General features: G+C 40.7%; 20 protein-coding genes. 8 read left to right on the top strand and 12 right to left on the bottom strand.

Going from position 1 to position 22,103, the window contains the following annotated elements; genetic code table 11:
* Positions 1-128 precede the first annotated feature (128 nt).
* The 3 genes from ACKTT2_RS51495 to fraC all read right to left on the bottom strand — a co-directional run bounded on the left by ACKTT2_RS51495 (position 129) and on the right by fraC (position 2,607).
* On the bottom strand, positions 129-908 hold the full coding sequence (locus tag ACKTT2_RS51495) for an ABC transporter permease (RefSeq protein WP_407900868.1): 780 nt from the start codon (positions 906-908) through the stop codon (positions 129-131).
* A 115-nt stretch (positions 909-1,023) separates the two neighbouring features.
* Complete coding sequence (fraD, locus tag ACKTT2_RS51500) at positions 1,024-2,052, bottom strand: septal junction protein FraD (RefSeq protein ID WP_407900869.1); 1,029 nt, start codon at positions 2,050-2,052, stop codon at positions 1,024-1,026.
* 12 nt (positions 2,053-2,064) lie between these two features.
* Entirely contained in the window at positions 2,065-2,607 is a 543-nt protein-coding gene (fraC, locus tag ACKTT2_RS51505) for a filament integrity protein FraC (RefSeq protein WP_407900870.1), read from the bottom strand.
* A 376-nt stretch (positions 2,608-2,983) separates the two neighbouring features.
* Here fraC and ACKTT2_RS51510 point away from each other — a divergent pair, with 376 nt between their 5' ends.
* Positions 2,984-4,120, top strand: a complete 1,137-nt coding sequence (locus ACKTT2_RS51510) for a cob(I)yrinic acid a,c-diamide adenosyltransferase (RefSeq protein WP_407900871.1) — start codon at positions 2,984-2,986, stop codon at positions 4,118-4,120.
* 435 nt (positions 4,121-4,555) lie between these two features.
* On the opposite strand, the gene ACKTT2_RS51515 is transcribed toward ACKTT2_RS51510, so the two are convergent.
* Positions 4,556-4,756, bottom strand: coding sequence for a hypothetical protein (locus ACKTT2_RS51515; RefSeq protein ID WP_407900872.1), 201 nt, complete (start codon positions 4,754-4,756; stop codon positions 4,556-4,558).
* A gap of 98 nt (positions 4,757-4,854) precedes the next feature.
* Positions 4,855-5,160 (bottom strand): helix-turn-helix domain-containing protein, encoded by a 306-nt coding sequence (locus ACKTT2_RS51520; RefSeq protein ID WP_407900873.1) that lies wholly within the window; start codon positions 5,158-5,160, stop codon positions 4,855-4,857.
* A 350-nt stretch (positions 5,161-5,510) separates the two neighbouring features.
* Here ACKTT2_RS51520 and ACKTT2_RS51525 point away from each other — a divergent pair, with 350 nt between their 5' ends.
* Positions 5,511-5,975: a ribbon-helix-helix protein, CopG family gene (locus tag ACKTT2_RS51525; RefSeq protein WP_407900874.1), complete on the top strand. Its 465-nt coding sequence runs from the start codon at positions 5,511-5,513 to the stop codon at positions 5,973-5,975.
* An 85-nt stretch (positions 5,976-6,060) separates the two neighbouring features.
* On the opposite strand, the gene msrA is transcribed toward ACKTT2_RS51525, so the two are convergent.
* Together msrA and ACKTT2_RS51535 are read right to left on the bottom strand one after the other, a co-directional pair.
* Positions 6,061-6,714: a peptide-methionine (S)-S-oxide reductase MsrA gene (msrA, locus tag ACKTT2_RS51530; RefSeq protein WP_407901015.1), complete on the bottom strand. Its 654-nt coding sequence runs from the start codon at positions 6,712-6,714 to the stop codon at positions 6,061-6,063.
* Between the two features lie 31 nt (positions 6,715-6,745).
* Entirely contained in the window at positions 6,746-9,040 is a 2,295-nt protein-coding gene (locus ACKTT2_RS51535) for a recombinase family protein (protein WP_407900875.1), read from the bottom strand.
* 164 nt (positions 9,041-9,204) lie between these two features.
* On the opposite strand from ACKTT2_RS51535, the gene ACKTT2_RS51540 reads away from it, so the two are divergent.
* Both ACKTT2_RS51540 and ACKTT2_RS51545 read left to right on the top strand, forming a co-directional pair.
* Positions 9,205-10,527, top strand: a complete 1,323-nt coding sequence (locus ACKTT2_RS51540) for a proton extrusion protein PcxA (RefSeq protein ID WP_407900876.1) — start codon at positions 9,205-9,207, stop codon at positions 10,525-10,527.
* 437 nt (positions 10,528-10,964) lie between these two features.
* A complete protein-coding gene (locus ACKTT2_RS51545; protein WP_407900877.1) occupies positions 10,965-12,989 on the top strand; it encodes an AAA-like domain-containing protein in 2,025 nt (674 codons plus the stop codon).
* A 283-nt stretch (positions 12,990-13,272) separates the two neighbouring features.
* Here the strand turns inward: ACKTT2_RS51545 and ACKTT2_RS51550 are convergent, their stop codons facing one another.
* The 3 genes from ACKTT2_RS51550 to ACKTT2_RS51560 form a co-directional block, all read right to left on the bottom strand.
* Positions 13,273-13,947 carry a response regulator transcription factor gene (locus tag ACKTT2_RS51550; RefSeq protein ID WP_407900878.1) on the bottom strand — a complete coding sequence of 225 codons (675 nt, stop codon included), beginning with the start codon at positions 13,945-13,947 and terminating at the stop codon, positions 13,273-13,275.
* Positions 13,948-13,979: 32 nt separating this feature from the next.
* Entirely contained in the window at positions 13,980-15,113 is a 1,134-nt protein-coding gene (locus ACKTT2_RS51555; protein ID WP_407900879.1) for a sensor histidine kinase, read from the bottom strand.
* A 158-nt stretch (positions 15,114-15,271) separates the two neighbouring features.
* Positions 15,272-16,330 carry a DMT family transporter gene (locus ACKTT2_RS51560; protein WP_407901016.1) on the bottom strand — a complete coding sequence of 353 codons (1,059 nt, stop codon included), beginning with the start codon at positions 16,328-16,330 and terminating at the stop codon, positions 15,272-15,274.
* A 281-nt stretch (positions 16,331-16,611) separates the two neighbouring features.
* Between ACKTT2_RS51560 and ACKTT2_RS51565 the strand changes: the two genes are divergently transcribed.
* The 4 genes from ACKTT2_RS51565 to ACKTT2_RS51580 all read left to right on the top strand — a co-directional run bounded on the left by ACKTT2_RS51565 (position 16,612) and on the right by ACKTT2_RS51580 (position 20,113).
* Entirely contained in the window at positions 16,612-16,971 is a 360-nt protein-coding gene (locus ACKTT2_RS51565) for a hypothetical protein (RefSeq protein WP_407900880.1), read from the top strand.
* A 123-nt stretch (positions 16,972-17,094) separates the two neighbouring features.
* A complete protein-coding gene (locus tag ACKTT2_RS51570; RefSeq protein ID WP_407900881.1) occupies positions 17,095-18,525 on the top strand; it encodes an NAD(P)/FAD-dependent oxidoreductase in 1,431 nt (476 codons plus the stop codon).
* Positions 18,526-18,630: 105 nt separating this feature from the next.
* Complete coding sequence (locus ACKTT2_RS51575; protein WP_407900882.1) at positions 18,631-19,137, top strand: DoxX protein; 507 nt, start codon at positions 18,631-18,633, stop codon at positions 19,135-19,137.
* A gap of 262 nt (positions 19,138-19,399) precedes the next feature.
* Positions 19,400-20,113 carry an SGNH/GDSL hydrolase family protein gene (locus ACKTT2_RS51580; RefSeq protein ID WP_407900883.1) on the top strand — a complete coding sequence of 238 codons (714 nt, stop codon included), beginning with the start codon at positions 19,400-19,402 and terminating at the stop codon, positions 20,111-20,113.
* 42 nt (positions 20,114-20,155) lie between these two features.
* On the opposite strand, the gene ACKTT2_RS51585 is transcribed toward ACKTT2_RS51580, so the two are convergent.
* Both ACKTT2_RS51585 and ACKTT2_RS51590 read right to left on the bottom strand, forming a co-directional pair.
* On the bottom strand, positions 20,156-21,574 hold the full coding sequence (locus tag ACKTT2_RS51585) for a sensor histidine kinase (protein WP_407900884.1): 1,419 nt from the start codon (positions 21,572-21,574) through the stop codon (positions 20,156-20,158).
* 355 nt (positions 21,575-21,929) lie between these two features.
* Positions 21,930-22,085 (bottom strand): hypothetical protein, encoded by a 156-nt coding sequence (locus tag ACKTT2_RS51590; RefSeq protein WP_407900885.1) that lies wholly within the window; start codon positions 22,083-22,085, stop codon positions 21,930-21,932.
* Between the last annotated feature and the right edge of the window lie 18 nt (positions 22,086-22,103).

Genomic DNA, 22,103 nt, shown 5'->3' on the forward strand with positions numbered 1-22,103 from the left:
TTCCCCTACCTTTTCTCTTTACTGGTCAGGTGGTCACTGGTTACTGGTCAGGTGGTCACTGGTCACTGGTCAGGTGGTCACTGGTCACTGGTCAGGTGGTCACTGGTCACTGGTCAGGTGGTCACTGGTCAAAACTCTCTTTGTGAAAAGCTAAAAATGGCTATTAATAACAACATAATAGTGTAAAGCAAACCATATCCAGCATTCAGTAATAGCGTTACTGAGTCGGGTAACGTACCAAATCCATAAATAGCATCATTTTTTATATCTAATCGAGATAAATCTGGTAACACCAAGTATAAAGCTTGAGTTATGCGTTCTATACCGGGGCTTTGACTTATACGACCAAGTTGAAGCAAATCTTGAGTGATATTACCCGCTAAGTACACTGCAAATGTTAATGCTGTTGCCAGAATGGAACTAGTGAACACTCCTAGGGTGACTGCGATCGCTGCCACTAAGGATAACTGAAAAAATAGAAAAATGGTACTTACTAGAATACTTACCAATGGATAGGAAATACGACCCATTTGCAAAAATATCAAGTAGATCGCTGTCATAGCAGCAATCAATAAGCCTAGCACCATAAGTAAGCCTAAATATTTCCCTGTAATAAATTCACTTCGGCTAACAGGCTTTGCAATCAGTACTAGTACAGTACGTTTTTCAATTTCTTTATTAATCAATCCCGTGCCAACGAATATAGCAACAATCAAACCAAGGATGCTCATCGCCGCTAAACCAAAGTCCAAAAACATTTTGTCCTCCGTGGCTGCAGCAAAATCAGGAAGTAAACGGATGGCAATTCCTAGTACTATAGTATAAAAGCACACAATATAGAGAATGCGATCGCGCACCACTTCTCGAAACACGTTAGTTGCTAATACAAAAACTCTATTGAAATTCATAAAAATTTATTAGTGGTTAGTGGTTAGTGGTTAGTGGTTAGTGGTTATTAGTTATTTGCTACTAACGACTGTAAGGACGCAAGGTCTTGCGCCCCTACTAACAACTAACCCTTTATTATTGCTGAGGTGGAGGTGAACCTGCAAAGAACGATGTTTTCGGTTCGCAACTCACTTCTGCCAGTGTATTTTTTTCATCGGGTTTATTAGTAACTCTGCTTCTAGTATTCCCAATATTTGCAACAGGTTCTATTTGACAAGTTTTCTTAAGATAATACCCGCGAGGAGTGGAAGTGGGACCCATCCAAATACTTAGTAAGTCAAGTTTGTAACCTGACTTAAGATTTGTTACGCGAGGTTCCACAACCCATAAAGCTTTCTCGTCAAATTGTGCCAAATTGGTTTCAATGACTTGTCTACCCAGTCTATTTACGTTTTGTCCGGCATTTAGAAGCCATTGTTCCACTTGAGACCAAGGTTGTTCGTTTAATTGCTGTTCTATTTGAGGTGCAAGCTTATCTAAAATAACAACGCCATTTCTCGGAATTTTCTCTGCAGGTTCTATTCTACTTACAAAAGCACTGCCTTGGTAATTATCTACCTGCAAGCTTGGAAATTCATTCAACCAGTTTTCCGTCACAAAGTAAAATTGCAACCAGCAACTGATGACTGCACAGCTACCAATTAATATTATCATCTTTTGACGGTCTTCTATTTTGGGAATCAGAGTTTTAGCTTCTGTACCGGTTCCTTCAAAAAATTCTGGTATTGCAGTAATGATTGCTGAAATTGTTGGCCAAAGAACTATTGTTCTGGTTGTCAATATAGTTTCATCACGACCAAAAGCAAAAACGCTGACTAAAAATCCAGTTATAACAGCCCCTATAGGCATATTAGTTCCGGGAATGAGTATTGGGCTATCCGTTGTATACCAAGCAGTCCCTAAAATTAAAAATATCCAGCCACAAAAGGCAATAATATCTTTTATCAAGCCTGTAGCCATGGACGACATGAACCAAGAAAAAATACTCAGATAAATTAATGTCTGCCAGGAATATGCTTTTGGCGGAATGACTATTTTCTTTATTCTTGCATAAATATCTCCAACAACATTGAATACACCAAATAAATCTCTAACTATCTGCATACTTTTTTTCCTTTAAATATCTAATGAACGAATAAATAAAACAGCCACTATAAAACTGTAGCTAAGTGCATTTGCTACCAGTATGCTAGTCACTACAGTTGAATTTTGCAGTTTATTTTTGTAAGCCCGACGGGAGTTTCTCTCTACTACAGGTTCTGGTTGTGCTTTTCCAAATTCTGCTAATGATAAAAGTAGAATTCTTAACAAAATATATTTGACTATAAAAGTCCCAAAGAAAATAATAAATGCTGTTAAGATTAACAAAGATTGAACATTACTCGACCGCAATTGGTCGAAGAAAATGTAGTTAATAAGTTCTGACTTTACCTGTATTGGTAGAACTGGATCTAACAGAAAAAATATAATCCAACCAATAACATTAGAAAAAAGGTTGATGGCAATAGCATAGAAAACGCTTGTTTTTCTATCAAATCTTAATCTTGAATTTAAAATGAAGGATTCTATAGGAATAGACACTAGTAAAAATAAGAAATTGAACAGAATTGCGCCAAAAGGGAAAATTCTAGGAAGTGGGAGTTCGGGAAGTTCAAACATATAAAAGTGATAGGTAAGGTGTAACCACATTACGATAAGTGAGTCAGGACAATTAAAGTTAACCTGTGAGGATCGTCATTAGTCATTCGTCCTTGGTAAAGATTTCTAGCCTGTTTACATTTTGTAATATAGTTTGGTTTATTTCTGCCTAGCTACTTAGAGGTAATTATTTTATTCTTCTTTTACCATCTTTTTGTCCAAATCTGTCTTTGTTGCTTTTCTTTATATATCTCGATATTCTGCAACACACAAGCCTCCACTTGAAGAAGGCGGGAGCCTGTATTCTCTTCAGCCTCCAGCAAGGCTGCCTTTCTTAATAACAATTAAGCAAAATCTGTGTAATATAGAAGACTGCGACGTTACAGCTTTTTGCGAGATGACAAGAAACGGCATCGGTATCCGGACAGCACAATTGCGTTCCTCACGACTAACAGGTCAGATTCATGTTTATGACGGCGCGGGAAAGGGCAAGTCACAAGCTGCACTGGGAGTCGTTTTACGCTCTATCGGCTTGGGAATTCATGCACGAAATAATTCTAACCGTGTTTTACTACTACAGTTTCTTAAAGGTCCAGAACGAGATTACGATGAGGATGGGGCAATCGCCGCATTGCAAAGCGGATTTCCTCACCTAATCGATCAAGTCCGTACTGGCAGAGCAGAATTTTTTGGTCCAGATGAAATTACGTCTTACGATCGCGCTGAAGCAGCACGAGGTTGGGACGTGGCTAAAGGCGCTCTTGCTTCTGGATTATACTCAGTTGTTGTCTTAGACGAAATCAACCCAGTCCTAGATTTAGGGCTGCTTCCTGTAGATGAAGTGGTTCGGACATTAAAATCTAAGCCCCAAGAATTAGAAATCATTGCGACTGGACGTGCTGCACCACAACAGTTGCTTGATATTGCGGATTTACACTCTGAGATGAAACCTCAAGTTCATCCAACAGCTAAATTACAGGGAATTCAAGGTATTGAAATTTACACAGGTGCGGGTAAAGGTAAATCAACGAGTGCTTTAGGTAAAGCTTTGAAAGCGATTGGTAGGGGAATCAATCATCCAGGTTCTACCCGTGTATTGATTATGCAGTGGCTTAAAGGCGGTACTGGCTACACAGAAGATGCTGCCATAGCTGCTTTACAAAAGTCATATCCAGAAGTTGTAGATCATCAACGCTGTGGTCGAGATGCCATTGTTTGGCGTAACTCCCGCCAACAGCTAGATTACATCGAAGCGGAACGGGGCTGGGAAATTGCGAAAACCGCAATTGCGTCTGGTTTGTACAAAACCATCATTCTTGACGAACTCAATCCAACCGTAGATTTAGAACTATTACCCATTGAACCCATTGTTCAAGCTTTACTCCGCAAGCCACGAGATACGGAAGTCATTATTACCGGGCGCTGTCAACATCAGCCAGCATACTTTGACTTAGCAAGTACACACTCTGAAGTTTATTGTCATAAGCATTATGCTAACCAAGGTGTAGAACTCAAACGTGGGGTAGATTTTTAACATGGACACCAATACACTTGATGGGATAACAGCAGGAATTGCGATCGCAATTCTCTTAGGTGGTTTTCTCATGATGTTTACCACCATTTTCACTACCAAAAAAAAGAAAGACAACCAATAACCTGCAAGTCATAGTAGGGGCGCAACGCAAGAGGATGTTTGAAAAGTTCTTTCATCAGTAGTAAAACATTCAAGATCCCCCTAAATCCCCCTTAAAAAGGGGGACTTTAAAAGTATTTTCCCCCCTTTTTAAGGGGAGCCAGCGCTGCAGGAGGGTCTCCCGAACTCACAGCGACTGGCGTGGGCTAGGGGGGATCGATAAGTGCCTAAAATCACAGCCAACTACTTTTCAAACAACCTCTAAGAGCGCCCTTACATTTTGTTCAGAAAGGTTTAAAGGAGAATAGATAAAGAGTTAACTTTTGCCTGCATCCTTTATCCTTTGCGATCGGAGATTTGTTCTTCTATGACTGGATTAAAAATGATGGTATATTTTCCATCTGCACTCAGCCTTTGCATCACTTGTAGATGCGCCTCTGCATCGTTGCGACGACGAAACCGCGCAACAATTTCATGCTGCATATTTGCTTGAAGTCGAACCAGACACCAGGGACTTAATCTGTCTATGTATGTCATACGATTGTCGTGACTCTATTTTTGGACTGAAGCAAGTTTATGTGAGGGTGTCTGAAAAAGACATTTCAAAATGGACTTGCTTTTTTTTACACTTTGCTCTATACAGTGCTGAATTTAGGAAAACAAAGTTCGAGCAAGAGTTCGGGTGGAAGTTCGTCAAAGTGCTCTAGTAGAAAATCCATCAATGCAAGATGGCGTAAGTCAGAAGGCTTGGGTCGGCGGTAGTTAGCACCATGAGCAAACCAGCGCTTCACAGTTGAAGGCGATCGCGAACAAATTTGAGCTAGCATTTCATAACTGACCTGCCACTTAGCGTAAAATCGAGTGGGAGTCATTCCTAGTTGACAACAACTATAGAATTGGATCAGATCTAGCTCTTGCTGAGTCAGAGGACGAGGATTCATATTGAGATTTTCTTAGCACTTCAATGACTGTTGATAAGGCTCGAGTTGGTCTAGATGCCTAACTTCTCTAAGAAGCCAGACATTTCGCAATGACTTGTGCAATACCAAAGACATTTAAAGCTTGGAGACAGCCCCTGCACCCATCAGTTTGACAACCAACAGGTTTTACCATAAAAAAATTCTCCTGAAATAGGGAGGTCAGAAGCCAGTGCTAACTGTAAAAGGTTGAGCCTTGGCTTTTGACTTTTAAGGAAGGATTGATAGAAATTAGCATAACACAATATCTATGTGTTTTTGTGTGTTTATATGTATTTACCCTCAAAACACGTAACAAAGCCTATGATGGGGACATGGCTAAAGTAACTGTGACTCTCTATATAGAAGAAGATGATAAGGAAGCTCTGCAAAAATTAGCAGAAGCAGAAGATCGTTCTTTGTCTCAAATGGCGGTGTTAATTCTCAAACAAAGACTCAAAGCACCCCAAGACGAAGGAAAAAACCGTCAACTCAGACTCCAGGGAAGAAATGATGCGACACGGAAACAACCCGGAGTTTCAGATTCATCTGCTCGATACCGAATTAATGGCTCAGAACTTAAACCGAAGGGAAATGTGCGCTTAACAGCAGCTTACTTGCAACCTCAAGAACTTCAAGAGTTAGCAGAAAGAATTGTAGAACTAGAAAACGTAGCAAATGGTGGCGAGCTAAAAATCAAAGTGCAAATCGAAATAGATGGGGGATCGCAGCTATCAGATGACGCAATGGCTCAACTTCAAGCAATACTGCAAGAGATTAGCGAAGATTTTAAGATTTGATTGTTAGTGGTTAGTAGTTAATTGTTAATTGTTAATTATCAACTACCAACCACTGGTCAGGTGGTCACTGGTCACTGGTCACTGGTCACTGTAAAATTCCTACAGGACAAGCCACATTTGTTCCACCCAACCCGCAATATCCATTAGGGTTTTTAGCGAGATATTGCTGATGGTAAGCTTCCGCGTAGTAAAACTTGGGAGCATCTAGGATTTCAGTGGTGATTTTGCCATAACCGGACTTGTTTAAGGCTTCTTGGTAAGCATCAAGAGATGCTTGTGCTAGTTTCTTGTCGTCTTCAGAGTAGACATAAATTCCCGAACGGTATTGAGTACCAGCATCGTTACCTTGACGCATTCCTTGAGTGGGATCGTGATTTTCCCAGAAAACTTTTAGCAACTGAGAGTAGCTAACGACTTTTGGGTCATAAACTACTAACACAACTTCATTATGACCAGTCATTCCACTACAAACTTCTTTATAAGTGGGATTGGGCGTGATTCCGGCAGCATAACCAACTGCTGTGGTGTAAACTCCTTCGAGTTGCCAAAACTTCCGTTCTGCTCCCCAAAAGCAACCCATACCGAATATTACCATCTCCATACCTTCTGGAAAGGGAGGTTTGAGAGGATTCCCTAACACATAGTGCTGACCGGGTACTGGCATTTCTTCTGCTCTTCCAGGTAATGCTTGTTCGGGAGTGGGAAGAGTTAATTTTTTACCAAATCCAAATAATACCATTGCTTTCGATTCTGATTTTTCATAAACTTCTTCACTTAACTTCATATTGTAAGCTATCGGACTCTACGGATTGGGTGCGGTTTTCCTGCATGGTTACACTACTTGTAAGGGGAACACAGGCATTGACTAAAGATAGTAAAGGTCCTAACTGTTCTTGTCCGTTCACAGCTAAATCGCTATGACACAGATAAATTCTTTCAGAAACTCTGGCTAGTAAATCTGTCAAAATCCTTTGCAATCGCTGTTCATCTGCTAATTTTTCATCTTCTGCTGTCCACGGTTGTCCCATCCTTTCTCTCAGGAAGAATGGCGCACCAAATAATGTTGCCGCTCCACCTTTTGCCCATAGGGGAGAACCTGCATCTAACCAAAAATGCCAGCGATGCGATCGCCGAGAGGAACGATACTGGAAGATAGTTGCTAGGGTGACAGCGTTTGATTGGAGTCCGACGGGACGCATGGGGTAGGGGTTGGCAGTAATCGTACCGCGTCGTAGTAGTTGTATGAATTCGGCGATTGAGGATTGGGGATTAGGGATTGGCGATTGGGGATTAGGGATTGGCGATTGGGGATTAGGGATTGGCGATTGGGGATTAGGGAGTACGGGATTGGGGGAAAATTGCCGAAGTCGTGTATCGATTTCCCAATAGTGTTGGGCAGTTTCTAACAGTTCTCGCAACACTGCTAGTTGGTCATAAGGCAAATTGCTGCCATTCCATAAAAAACGCTGAATGGATCTATCCAAAAGGGAAATTGGGCTGGGAATCAGACGCAATTCCTGTTGTTTTCGCTGTTCTTCCAACCATTGTAAAATCTCGCTGTAAGCTGTTGTTGCTGAATACCCCAATCTATCCCACCGATCGAATGTGGTGACGGGTAGTAAGTTGGGTTGTTCGGGATGGGGTACAAAACAGTGGTCTGCTATTAATCCCGCCCTTACTGGATCGATGTGGGAGGATGGAGCGATAGGGGAATCTGAGTTTCTTTCTTCTTCTCCTCCCTTACTTAAGACAACCAACATTTCTGCTACTGCATCTCTATCGACTAAGCGTCCCAAACCGGGATAGACAAAAGCTAGAACTGTGAGTAAACCTCGGATACTGGGAGAACTAATCAGAGGACGTTGATCGTTGAGGAATTCTACTGGAATATTTTGCTTAGTTAGAATTTCTACAAGGGTGTAACGGGCGATCGCATCCAAACCGGGTGCAATTATTGCTACTTCTTTCGGCTGTACTTGTTCTTCTTTAATAGCATGAATAATAACCTCTGCCGTTTGCCGCAATAATTGGGAGCGAGAAGTTGTTTGAATTGACTGCACTGCTTCTGGTAAACTCAACACTCCCGCCGCCGATTCAATTGCTATCTCTTGTATTTGTGTCCCCAAACTATCTGCGAGGGATTCGCGGGGTAACTGAGTCAAGGTTTCTTGCTGACAACGGGCTGATAACTCTTGCAAGTCATTTGGATCTGCTCCCAATCCCAAACGCACGATACTTTCGGGATTGAAAGCAAATGCTCCTACCGCCCCACCTGTTAACAATACCTCAAACAATTGACGTGCCACTGCTGGGTAATCTTGCACGTCATCTGCTAAAACAGCTTGGTAACGTTTAAAGAGTGCTTGTTGGTAGCGAGTCTGTAGGAGTAGGTGCTGGCTGTAAAGCTCAGTCATAATTCCATAGGTCAGAAAGCCCCTTTCCAAACACCAGTTACGCCAGTCAAGTAATAAGGATGCGACTAATTCTGGGTTTAAATTTATATTTTCTTGTTCTGCAAGCGATCGCGATAAAATATTCTCAATTTCCTCAAAATTGGTTCCGCTATATGCTGCTAATTGCAGTATGTCTAAAATACGACGGACGAAACGGTACTCATTGATACCAACTTGTCTGAGAATCTCCTCACTGAGTTGCGATCGCCACAGTTTAGTTGCCAATTCCTGCTCTGTTTCTGGTCGCAATCGCACTGGAAATTGAGCTTTCAATTGTAACGACTCGATTAGCAAAGGCCAAAATAGAATCACTTCGTCTTGAATAAAGCCAAGAGGGGTCTTTCCGCGTACTGGATACTTCCCCTCAGTTGCGCTTACAAGTTTATCCGTCAAATCCCGCCGGTTTTCATCATTAGCTGCTAAGAGCAACACCCCTAGTTCTGATTGTTGAGGATAAAGACGCTTGGGTATGCTGTTTTTTCGCTCTCTGCTTTTCGTATAATGTGTTTTGCTACTATTCGCACTGGAGATCCAATGGCAAAACTGCTCTACCAAGCAACCTGTTTTACCACTTCGACTCGGACCCGTTATCCATAGAGAATCAGAAACCACAAACCACCTTCTTTAGAGATTTATATAATAGCCATCATGAACTGCATACACTAGAACATTTCTCTACCCCCTAACCCCTAACCCCTACTCCCCGATCCTAAGAGACTAATACGTTAACGTAAGTTTAAGAGATATAAAACAATGTTAGATAATTACTGGCAAAAATGATTAATTCTGTTTATCGCCAAAAGATCTACCCTTTTCTACTGAAGGCTTATTACCTTTACTTACAAACATCGGAGCGTTCCCTAGATAAGGCTTACAAGGCTGCTTTGCAAATCAAAGCAATAGAAGACGAGCATTTTGATGGTAATAAAATTAACTTCGATTCAACTAGACATAGCGGTATCGTTATGGATTATTTTGAGTCTGAATTGAAAAAGCAATTAAAAATTGTTCGGATGCGGTTAACAGAATTTAAATTTAGCCGTTTTTTCCTAGATGAAGCCAATCAAAAAACTGCGAAGCAAGTGGGTATTGAGTACTCACCCCCGTCACTGATTTTAGAAAAGCTGAACTTTATTGATGAAGTCATAACTAAATATAACACTTTTAAGCCTGATGAAGTAGCACTTAATACTTTATCATCCCAGAGTAAAATTGTACCAGTAGAACCTTCTCCGAATCAAACAAAACTGCAAAATCCTTTAAAAAATCAATTGGATAACGCTCCTCGTAGCAAGACGAATACGACAGGAGTACTGCCTCGTTCGATTTTTAACACTATCACTCGCTTGCAGGTTGAGTTAGATCCCGGTGCAGAACAAGATGTTGTTAAAAATTTCCGTAACACTCAAAAAAGAACCATAATATCCATTAGGTTTCTTTTACTACTCATCATAGTTCCCATTTTGACTCATCAAATATCAAAAGCTTTAGTTGTCGGACCCATTGTTGAATCTTACTTTAGCAAGCACTCCGAGCAAGTCAAAATATTTCTTAATAATGAAATGGAAGAGGAGGCACTGACAGCACTTGAAAGATTTGAAGAACGTATCAAATTTAATAGTCTGATTAGTAGCGGGGAACCTCTATCTAGAGAGGAGATGGAACTTGAAGTCAGAAACAAAGCACGTGAAATTGCTGAAGAATTTCAGCTAGAGAGTGGAAATGCTATTAAAAATGTTTTTGCAGATATATTATCAGTCATTACTTTCACGTGGCTTTTACTAATAAGTAAGCGTGAAATCGCTGTGCTGAAAGATTTCTTTGACCATGTTGTTTATGGTTTAAGCGATAGTGCCAAAGCTTTTATCATCATTCTATTTACTGATATCTTTGTAGGTTTCCACTCTCCTCATGGTTGGGAAGTGATTTTAGAAGGTGTATCGCGACACTGGGGATTGCCAGCCAATCATGATTTCATCTTTCTCTTTATTGCTACATTTCCAGTGATCTTAGATACCATTTTTAAATACTGGATATTCCGCTACTTAAATCGCATCTCTCCTTCTGCTGTCGCTACCTATCACAATATGAATGAGTAGAAATAGCTAGTAGTTAGCAGTAAGTAAAAATACCTGTAAGGTGGGCAATGCCCACCGAAAGCCTTGTGTGGTGGGCATTGCCCAACGCAACTCCTCTCAATGCATATAAAGACACGCACGAGAGTGGCTCCCCTACTGTACTTAAAATTTTTCATAAACGGTCTAGGACTGCTATAGTAATTAATGATACTATGAGCCCAAATATAACCTTTTAAATATATGTAAAAAAATCTACCTAGAGATAAAAGTATAAATTCGGTTAAAAATAATTTATGTAATAAATTTATATGAAAAAGGATAAATTATAAAATGACATAAAGAAGTCTAATGATTTAATGAGTGCGCTTGCGTCTCAGTAAAAACCCTACTACTTGCATTAAAGTAGCAATTGCCATAGGATTGTAAAATAAAAAGTCAGTAAAAATACACCATAATAGATGAATACCGATTTAGTTCTAGATATTGTTGAGCGAGTCTTACTATCTAGACAGCTTAGCCCCATTGAGCGAGTGATACTATACCAATCATGGCAGGGAAAAGGCTATGGTGAAATGGCCCAAAATTCTGGCTATGGTAGCAATTACTTTAAAGAGGTTGGCTCTCAATTGTGGCATGACTTGTCAGAAGCAGTAGGGCAAAGAGTTACCAAGAAAAATTTACATCTTGTTTTAGCACAGTATCAGCCAAACCAAGAAGAACCCAAAGGAGAAGCACAGCAAAGCTTTATACACGCAGGAGGAGAGAACAAAACTACTAATTACGTAAATAATAATACTATATATACAGAAAAAAGTTTTGTAGAAAGGGTAGAAATAGAGTATCCTGGTGTACCCTTACCACTGAACTCACCACTATACATCAATCGCTTGCGAATAGAAGAACTTGTATATAAGGAAATTAGCAAACCAGGATGCCTTATACGTATTAAAGCTCCAAGAAAGACAGGCAAGAGTTCGCTGCTTAACCGCATGATTGCTTGCGCTCAAAGTGCTGAGTATAAAATAGCTTACATAGACTTTCAGGAGACGGAAGAAATTTTATTTACTTCTCTCGACAAGTTTTTGCGGTGGTTTTGTGCTAACGTTAGCAGACAGTTAAACCTCAACAACAAGCTTGATGATTATTGGGACGAAGACATGGGCAGCAAGGTGAGCTGCAAAATTTATTTTGAGGAATATTTGCTCGAACAGCTCGATGCTCCTATTGTTTTAGCATTAAATGAAGTTAACAGACTTTTTGAGCATCTCCAAATAGCCAATGATTTTCTGTCGATGCTACGATTTTGGCATGAAATAGGAACAACGGTAGAAATTTGGCAAAACCTACGGTTGATTATCGTTCATTCTACAGAAATACACATTCCTCTCAACATTAACCAATCTCCCTTTAATGTTGGGCTATCTATTAAGCTGCCTCAGTTTACTTTAGAGGAAGTACAAGATTTAGCATCGCGTTATGGATTGAATTGGATTAATAACAAACTAAGCCAAGAACTTATGGCTATGGTAGGGGGACATCCTTTTCTAATCAACTTGGCATTTTATCATCTCTACCGAGGGGAAATGACACTACAGGATCTGTTGGAAACATCTCCAACAGCTACTGGTATTTACAGCAACCATTTAAGAAATCATTTAGCAATAATACGAGAACAACCAGAATTAGCATCAGCACTTCTACAAGTTGTTACTGCTTGTGAAAGCGTGCCATTAGATGCTCTTACAGCTTTTAAGTTGGAAAGTATGGGTTTGATTCAACTAGATGGCAATCAAGCACGACCAAGTTGCCAATTGTATAGCCTCTATTTCAGCCAACAACTAGTAGAAAAACATTTAAATGTTCCCCTGCAACAATCCACTTCAGGACAGCAAGAAGTCAAACTTTCAAACAAAGTCGATCTAGTTCAATGTGTTAGTCGTACCCATATTAGGCAAGATTTAGGAACATTTTGGCAGCAAGGGGGAAAAGAATTTTTACTCTTGTCACTGATTATATGTGAAGTAGATTATTTTAAGTGGTACAACGATACACACGGTTATACGTCTGGAGATGCTGCTTTGCAACAGATTGCCAATACCCTAAGTCAGTGCATTCAGCAAAAGCAATCGAGTTTGGTGCGTTATGGAGGTACAAAGTTTGCAGCAACATTTCCTCAAGTTAATGCTGAGGAAGTGTTAAAGGTTGGGAAAAGTATGCGAGACAATGTTAAAGCGTTGGGAATTCCTTACAACTTACCGGGTATTGACGGATTACCTTCTGAAGTACTAACCATTAGCGTTGGAGTTGCGTCTGTTACCCCAAGTTCTGACAATTCACCGGATGTATTGCTAAATGCTGCTGAAGAAGCGCTATCTCTAGCAAAACGGCAAGGGCGCGATCGCGTTCATGTCAATTCTACTTTCACTGGAAAAGTACCGCTGACTCAGCACATACTGCATTTTCCAAGACGTAATACCAGATAGCCAAAAAGTGGAGTCAACTAGCAATTTTCACTCTTATTGAAGTACAGATTTATCTGCTACAGGCTGCTACAGGCTGCGGTTCCATAACTTTTCTATGTATTGTACCCAATTTATGGTATGGACAGAAGTGCTAGGGTTCGCTGCTCGATAAGGCATTTTCAGAGCATCTTCAACCTGCTGTGTTGCCCTGTATACGGGCGAGGACTCCCATACCACAAGATTACTCCCTTTGGACTCTTAAATTACCCATCTTTGTAGGTAAGGCTATGCCCTACAATAACGATTACTCTCGTAAGGCGTACCCTACCCCACGCACGGTATGAATCAAACGCTTTTCATTATTTTCTTCAAGCTTGAGGCGTAGGTAGCGGACATAAACTTCAATAATATTGGAATCACCCATGAAGTCATAACCCCAAACTTTCTCTAGAATTAGATCTCTAGTAAATACTTGACGCGGATGGCTGAGAAGATACTCTAATAAGTCAAACTCTTTTGCAGTTAACTCAATGGCTCGATTACCTCGGAAGACTTCACGTGTGGTGCGATTGAGCTTCAAGTCTTCAAACTGCAACCAGTCTTCTTCTGTTTCTTGAGTACGACGCAAATGGGCGCGAATTCTGGCTAATAATTCTTCGATACTGAAAGGTTTAACGACATAATCGTCTGCACCTGCATCTAATCCAGCAACGCGATCGCTCACTTCATCTTTTGCTGTCAACAAAATCACAGGTATTTTGTTTCCTGTCGCACGCAAGCGCCGACAAAGTTCTAACCCTGATAATCCAGGTAGCATCCAATCTAAAATTGCTAAATCTGGCGAAAATTCTCGTGCTAAAGTCAAACCAGTGATACCATCATGCGCCACACTGACCTTATAACCTTCACTATTAAGTTCCAATTCGACAAATCGTGCTAGTTTTACTTCATCTTCAACCAGAAGGATATGTGCTGCCATACTTTTACTCACTTTGTCCGGTAGATCGTGTACTAGAATTTCGCTTTTAATGCAGGTAATCTTAAAATAAAGGTGCTGCCATAACCGGGTTCTGACCGAATTCCAACCTTACCCCCCATGCGCTCCACAAGGCGTTTTACTATCGGTAACCCTAAGCCTGTTCCTCCAGTTAAACGGGTACGGGATGGATCGACTCGGTAAAAGGGTTCAAAAATACGGGATTGCTCCGATAGGGGAATGCCACAGCCTTTGTCACTTACTTGGATCGTTGCCCAACCATCGACCCGATCCAATTGTATTGTTACAGCCTCTCCTTCTTCAGAGTATTGAAAAGCATTATCAATCAAATGGTTTAACACTTGCATTAACCAATTGCGTTCTGCTGTTACTTTAATAGGCAACAAAGGCAGTTTAAGCTGGATTGCTCGATAGTCAAACTTTTCTACCATCTGTGCTATGTCTGCAATTAAATCATTTAAGATAAGCGATTCCGTTTGCAATGGCAATGCATTATTACTTGCCCTTGCTAATTCTAGTAAGCCTTGCAAGATATAAGTCATGCGTTCTGCATCAGAACAAGCCATTTCTAGAGCTTCTTTCTGGGATACTGTTAGATTTTGACTCTGTTGCAAAGTTCTTTGTAAATAAGCATAAACCATACTAAGAGGCGTGCGTAACTCGTGAGCTAAGTCATTAGTAAACTGTTGCTGTAGTTCTTTCACTTCTCTTAGGTTTGTTAACAATTCATTCCAGGTTTGGGCTAAAGCTCTAACTTCGCTGGGTGTCCAACCAAACTGGACTCGATACGGTATCAGTTCTGTATTGTATGTCGCAGCCCACTGATTTATTTGTTGCAACGGTAAGAGCGATCGCCTGATGATTATAAATGTAAGAACTGTAGTAGCAACAAGCAACAGAACGCTTGCAGTTGCCAAACTTTGAATCATAATCAATAGTCTATGGTTTGAATTCAACACACTATATTGTTGATAAGTTGTCCCAAAAAAATGTTTGATTTCCCAAACTATCAACATTGTAAAACTACTAAATACAAATATAAAAATTATAATAATTTCAATGGTTAGGCGAAATTGTAGTGAAGAGGAATCGATGCGATCGCCAATGACTCCAGCTAATTTTCTCTTTAACTTGTTTAAAAATTTCATTGGAATAAATCATCTCTATATATTTTAATCGGAACTTCATAAGTCAAGCTGAGATAAATCTGTTTTTGGCTTACATTTCAAATTTAATATCTTTATTAAGAAAAAAGATGAGTTTTTCCTGAACAAATTTTAAGCTTTGGCTGAGGACTAGGTTGCTTTCAGATTCCCTTAAATCCCATACCAGTTTCCACCTGTTGTTCTGCCTGAGTAGAATCGACCTTGGAAAACTCACTTCTGTGAGATGCTTGACGACGAGTCCCAATTTGACTTAAGAAAATACCAATTAAAATAACACCACCGCCAATATATTGAGCTAGGGTAGGAGCCTCACCTAAAATTAGATAAGCTGCCACAATTCCAGCAACAGGGGTAAAGGAGCCGATTAAGGAAGCCATAGATACTGTTGAACTTCTCAAGCCTTTTAGCCAAAATGATTGACCAACCACAACAATTAAAGAGCCATAAAGGAACATCCACTTCCATAGAAAAGGTGAGAGTACATTTGCAAAATGGTCTTTGCCGTACAGCACTAAAGCAAAAAAGAAAAATATGACAGTTCCTAGGGCAGTACGAAAGATATTATAAATTCCTAAAGGAACTTGGGAGAGGTATTTTTTCCCAATAATTGTAGAAGCGGCAACAGCTACAGATCCAGCTGCTACCAGAAGTTCTCCTAAGCCCACTTGCAAAGCTCCCATATTCATCATCGCTTCCCCAGGGGGTTGAAGAAGTATGGTGAGAGTTACGCCCACAAATGCTGCGATCGCTCCTATATATTCCCAAAGATTGACTCGTTCCTTCAATAACCAAACTGACAAAGCCAGAGTGAGAGGCGGTTCCAAGCGTCCAACTAAGATAACATTATTAACCGTTGTCAGTCCCAGCGCTTGAAAAATTAAGCCAGGAGCAAGCGCTCCTGATAAGATAGCGATGGCTGTTAAACCAATCCAATTCTTCTTTGAGAGTTGTTTCAAAGTCGCTTTGTTCCACTGTCGTCCATAGATTAAGAGCAGAACTATTAAGGCACAGAGGTTTCCCACGAATAAAACATTACATAAAGAAATTGGATTGCGACCATCTATGAAATGTTGTGCTCCAATTTCTGTAAGTTTGCGGGTAACAGCACCAGATGCTCCAAAAATTAGGATTGCGAGCCAGAGATATATTTGCCCTGGAATTCTGGGAATTAAGCGATGCGGTTTTCTTAGTTTAGTCATCATAACACCACCGCAATAAGAACACTAGTAATTATACTAAGACTTCTATTTGATTTTTTAAATACACGTAGTAGGTAGGGCTAAAGCCCACCAACAGAGAATGGTGGGCTTTAGCCCTACCTACTTAAATTGTGACTCTGAGTCACAGTACTTAACTGAGAAAATGCTGAGAATACCCTAAATTAGCTTAAAGAATAAATTCATGAAAATCGTAGCTGAGTTTCAGATGGGCTTCAGTAGTCACTGAGAAGCTTTGGATGTCCGGGAAAAAGGAGACACAAATGAAATTCGCCCCCTTAATCGCTACAATTGCCTTGACTGGTTTTTTAACAGTATGGGAAGCACCATTAAAAGCGATAAATCCTTTATTGGTTCAGGCATCAGCCCAAGAATTATCTGTAGAGCAGAAAGTCGCGTTAATAACTAAAAATAAGGGTCAGATCGGTAGTGGCGACCAGCTACGTCGTTTCTTTTATGGAGATTTGGAGCCAATCGGTATTCAGCCCGGAGGCGCGGGTCACGTTGTTAATCTTTATAACAAAGCCAATGACACCACATTTTCTTACTGTTCAACTTATGATGTTGTAGTTGCTGTTAAAAAAGGTAAAGTTGCTAAATTTGAACCCAATGAAGTGAAATAGTTTGTTACGCTTTATCAATTTTATGTAACAAAAATTAACTATTAGTAAAGACGTATCATGGCACGTCTTTACAAATCTAAAAGTTTGGCAATCTAGATACTTCAAAAAACAACTTTTACATTTATGCAGCAGGCGTCTCATCCCACAGTCATCTTAGGTGGTGGCTTTGCTGGACTGTTTACAGCTCTACACTTAAGCCATCAAAACTATTTACGTCCTATTATTCTGATTGAGCAACGCGATCGCTTCAGCTTCAAACCATTGTTATATGAGCTACTCAGTGAGGAACTCCATAGCGAACAGGTTTATCCACGCTACAAAGATCTTCTAGCAGGAAGCCGTGTAACCTTTGTACAAGACACGGTGAAATCCATTAATATACATGAGTGTAAAGTCACTGTAGCGTCTGGAAAAGTTTTTGACTACAACAACTTAATCTTAGCACTAGGAGGCAAAACAACTTATTTTAATACTCCTGGTGCAGCAGAGCACGCAATGCCATTCACTAGTGGCGCGGAAGCGATCGCTCTGCGAAAACACTTACGACACCGCTTGCATCTGGCAATCCAAACTCAAGACTTAGAACGTCGGCGGTTGCTGCTTACCGTTGCCATTATTGGAGCGGGACCAGCAGGCATAGAATTAGCATGTACGTTGGCAGATCTGTTGCCTATCTGGTATGACGATTTGGGCGGTGATGCCTCTGAAATTCGAGTTGTTTTAATAAATCGTAGCCGTGAAATCCTGAAAGGAGACATCAACAGCAGTTTGCGTTGCTTAGCACAACGGGCGCTCAAACGTCGCGTTATTCCCGTGGATTTCGTATTTGACGCGGCTGTCATAAAAATTCAAGCAGATGGTATAGAGTATTGGCAACAAGACCAAACAAGGTTTTTACAAGCTGGAACGATCGCTTGGACTGCAGGGACTACTCCCAATCCTCTCTTAATAGAGCTACCAATCCCAGAAAAAAGGCGAGACAAACGAGGGCGGCTTGTGGTAACACCGACATTGCAACTCCCTGATTTTCCAGAAGTCTTTGTGGCGGGAGACTGCGCTGCGGATAGCGACAATCCCCAACCACCTACAGCACAAGTTGCCTATCAGCAAGGAATTGCGATCGCTCGGAATCTTCAATATTTTCAAGAAAACAAACCTACCGTTCCCGTCCAAGTTCATATGCGCGGTACGTTAATGAAACTGGGACTCAACGAAGGTGTGGCTAACTTATTTAATAAAGTCCAAATCAAAGGTCAACCCGGTCATTTTATCCGGGAAGCAACATACTTAGAACTGTTACCAACCCCTGGTCGTAACCTCAAACTCACAACAGAATGGCTCACCGATAAATTATTCCATCGCCATCGTCCTTTTTCCCATATGCAGCTAGGACAAACACCTTGGTTATATGGAGTTGCAACTGTAGCAGCCGGAGTCATTTTGGCATCTCCTCTGGTTTGGCGGGCTGCTCAACCGAACCAATTTCAGCAAAACTTAAGTTGGACGGGCGTACCGACATTACTCAATCAGCTTGCGCCTCCCCCATCTCAATGAAGTTTTTTACCATTTTGAATTTTGGATTTTAGGTTTTGGATTTTGGATTGAAAAAACCTTGTGGGATTTAATTTTTCAAACTAGTTTTAACTTTAGGAGCTATTTATGAAATACTTACTCAACCTTCGGACTGCTGTAACTGTTAATCGCGTCGTCATGGGTGCATTCTTTTTCGTCTCTGGTATTGCGAACTACCTCAACTTTAGCGTTCCTAATGGTTTATACCAAACTGTCCTCACTCAAAAACTCCAAATCATTGGTCCCGGAATTCCACCAGGTTGGGAAGGTATAGGACCTCTCCCTGGGTTAATTGCGATTCCTTATGCTTGGTTGCTCCCTTTAGCAGAAATTGTACTAGGTGCATTGTTTGCTCTCAACTATTGGGTAAAGTGGACGGGCTTACTCTTAATTCTGATGACATTTAGCATTGTTCTGGCATTTGGTATCATACCTGCTGGCACTTTGTTTCCCAATGGAGCAGAAAGCTTTAACAAAAATATCCTATTCATGACTTTAATCTGGATGTGCATCGCTTACGAAGCTTACGAACAAAAAATGAGCCGCCGTCGCACCCAAGCCGCATCCGATTATGCAGTGACCAGTGACCAGTGACCAGTGACCAGTAGCGAGCAGTATTCAATTATGTTTTTACCACTTCTAACAACGATAAACTAATTACCCATGTTGTGAAACTAATTACCTATGTTGTGGAACGGGCGAGGACGCCCGTTCTGTATGAGTAGCGGGTTAAAAGCCCGCACCACAAGAGTCAAGTTGAATATTTTTTTATTTGGAAATCCCTTAACGAAATCCATCTTTCGTTTAATATCTTGACCTTCTTCCAGTGCTAGCATCGAACAAACAGGAGAGTGAGATGGCTTTTCGACCTACCCGCCGAAGATTTATTCAAGGGATTGGAGGGGCTGGTGTCCTAATGCTCTTGAGCTGCAATCGGCAGGAGCAAGCAATGGTAACGTTATATACATTTGGTGACTCGATTCTAGACTGCGGACGATACAACGAGTTCGGCGTTCATCCAGGACAACTCCTTGTCAAGAATGACGATCGCCTGTTTCCAGAATTTCAGGGACAAGACCTCACATCACACGGACTTGCTCGCCTCGAACATCTTGCTCGTGATGGTGCAACGGTTGATGAACTGCCATTTCAAGCTCAGAGATTGCAGGTTGAGGGAAAGGCAATTGCATTAATCACCATCGGTGGTAACGATCTACTGCGCGGATTAATTCGGGATACAGGTGCAGAAATTGCCGTCTTTGCTAACGCCCTCAAAACCTTCGTGCAACAGTTGCCAATCCGTCCCATTCTACTAGGCAGTGTATACGATCCTACGTTAGGAGATGACCAGCGCAACTTTTTAGGGGTTGATGCGGCGATCGCTCGCAAGAACCTCCAGCGCATGAATGCTGCAATTCAAGAAATTGCTAACCGCTACGGACAATTTGTCGATCTCCACGCTCACTTTCTCAAGGGAGATCCATCCTGGTTCACAGCAACTATCGAGCCAAGCTTGCGGGGTGCATCGGAAGTGCGCCGTGCTTTTCTCCCCTATGTGGTCGAAAAATAAAAATTTTTAGTTGGTGTTTGGGGAATTGCTGCATTCACTAGCTTAAGCGGGTAAAGTGATTGTAAAAATACTTCCTTCCCCTAGCTTTGATTGCACGCTAACACTACCTCCCATTCCCTCGACAAGTGTTTTGACAATTGATAAACCCAAACCACTACCGCCAGTTGCATGACTCCGAGATTCATCTACACGGTAAAATCTCTCAAAAATACGTGCTTGATGTTGCAGAGGAATACCATAACCCTCGTCGCAAACTTCAATAACTGCCTTGTCTTGAAGTTGATATAATTTAAAATTTATAGGTGTGCCAGCGTCAGAATACTTAATAGCATTATCAATTAAATTTAGTAACACTTGTTTGAGACGACTGTAATCTACTTTAACCTCAATGGGGTGTGTTTCTGCCTCGATAGTGATGTCGCGATCGCTATATTTCTTTGCCATCATCACAATTTCTTCAATTAAATCATTCAGCACGTAAGATTTCATCTGAAAGTGTAAATAACCACTATCTGCACGCGCTAAATCTAGTAAATCTTGTAGTAAGCGGATGGTACGTTCAGCTTCTGATGCAGCAGTTTCTAAAGCTTCTTTTTGGATTTGAGTTAAGTTATTTTGCCGTCGCAAGACGCTTTGGAGGTAACCGTGTACAATTGTTAAAGGTGTACGTAACTCGTGAGAAACATTACTCACAAATTCTCGCTCTTGCTCCCAAGATTGGGCGAGGCGAGATAACAACATTGTCAAGGTTTGAGCCAATTCTTTGACTTCACTAGGTGCATTGTTAAGATATAGCTGTGCTTGTCCCAAGTCCTCTACAGAAATTACTGCTGTCATTTGGTTGAGTTGGCGTAGAGGATGGAGAGAATGCTTGATGTAAAATGCGATCGCGATCGTAAGGGTAATAATTGCTAGAATACTAATAACAATTAAGCTTTGTACCATAAGTACAAACGTTGACTGTTCGCGAGTAATATTCTTAACTACAAATAAATCGCCAAGGATTTTACCTTTGACTTGCACTGAATTTTCAGATAAAATAAAGTAGCTTTGATTAATTTTATAAACTTCTGGTTTAAGCGGCATTTGAGCTAAAGACATTAACTCAGATACCATAGACTTAGATAAAAAATTTAAATTTGTCGATTGTGCTAGTATTTTCCGCTCGCGGCTTTTTATCCATAGTAATGTATTAGTATCTTCTAAGTTCTTGATAGCCTTTTGCAAACCAATTTCCGGTTGCATCATCTCACTATAAAGTTGTACATCTTGCGGTAAACGCTTGGCTATGTGTTCTATATTCTGTTTATGACTATCAATCAAAATTTGCTGCATTTTCCAACTCGTCCATAAGGCAACACTACCCAGTACCAAAGTAGAAAATACAGCCATACCCGTTGTGAGGCGTAACTGCAACGAGAAGGGATCTATATTTTGCCAAAGCCTTCTAATGTTGTTCACTGTTTTAGTTCTTTTAAAAGTTCTGGGCGAATAGAATTCGCTGCTATACAAACAAAGTCCGCCTACGCGGATTAATGGCTTTGAAACCCACGGAGGTAGGTTTTGCGTGTAGAGCCGCGACTTTTAGTTGTCAATAAAAGTATAAATTGTAACTTTACAAATATCCTTTTCTACTGGGTTAGAAACAAGATTTTTCAAACATTTCTTAATAGAAATATATACGAATTGATGAGGGCTTAAATTAATTTAGACTGAGAATTAGAGATGCAAGATCCCCGACTTCTTAGAGAAGTCGGGGATCTAATAGCATTGCCTACTCTAAGTATATGCGAGAGCTTTTATATACAAGAAATACTTATTTCTCTTTTTCAACTTCTGGTTCTTGATGTTGTGCTTCATACTCACCAAATTGCCGAATGAGTTTAGCAACTAAACCCGTCCATCCGATTTGATGACTTGCACCAATACCTACTCCATTATCACCATAAAAGTATTCATAAAATAAAATCAAATCTCGCCAATGAGTATT

The organism is Scytonema hankhaensis NUACC26, from assembly GCF_045865695.1.
GTDB lineage: Bacteria > Cyanobacteriota > Cyanobacteriia > Cyanobacteriales > Nostocaceae > Scytonema.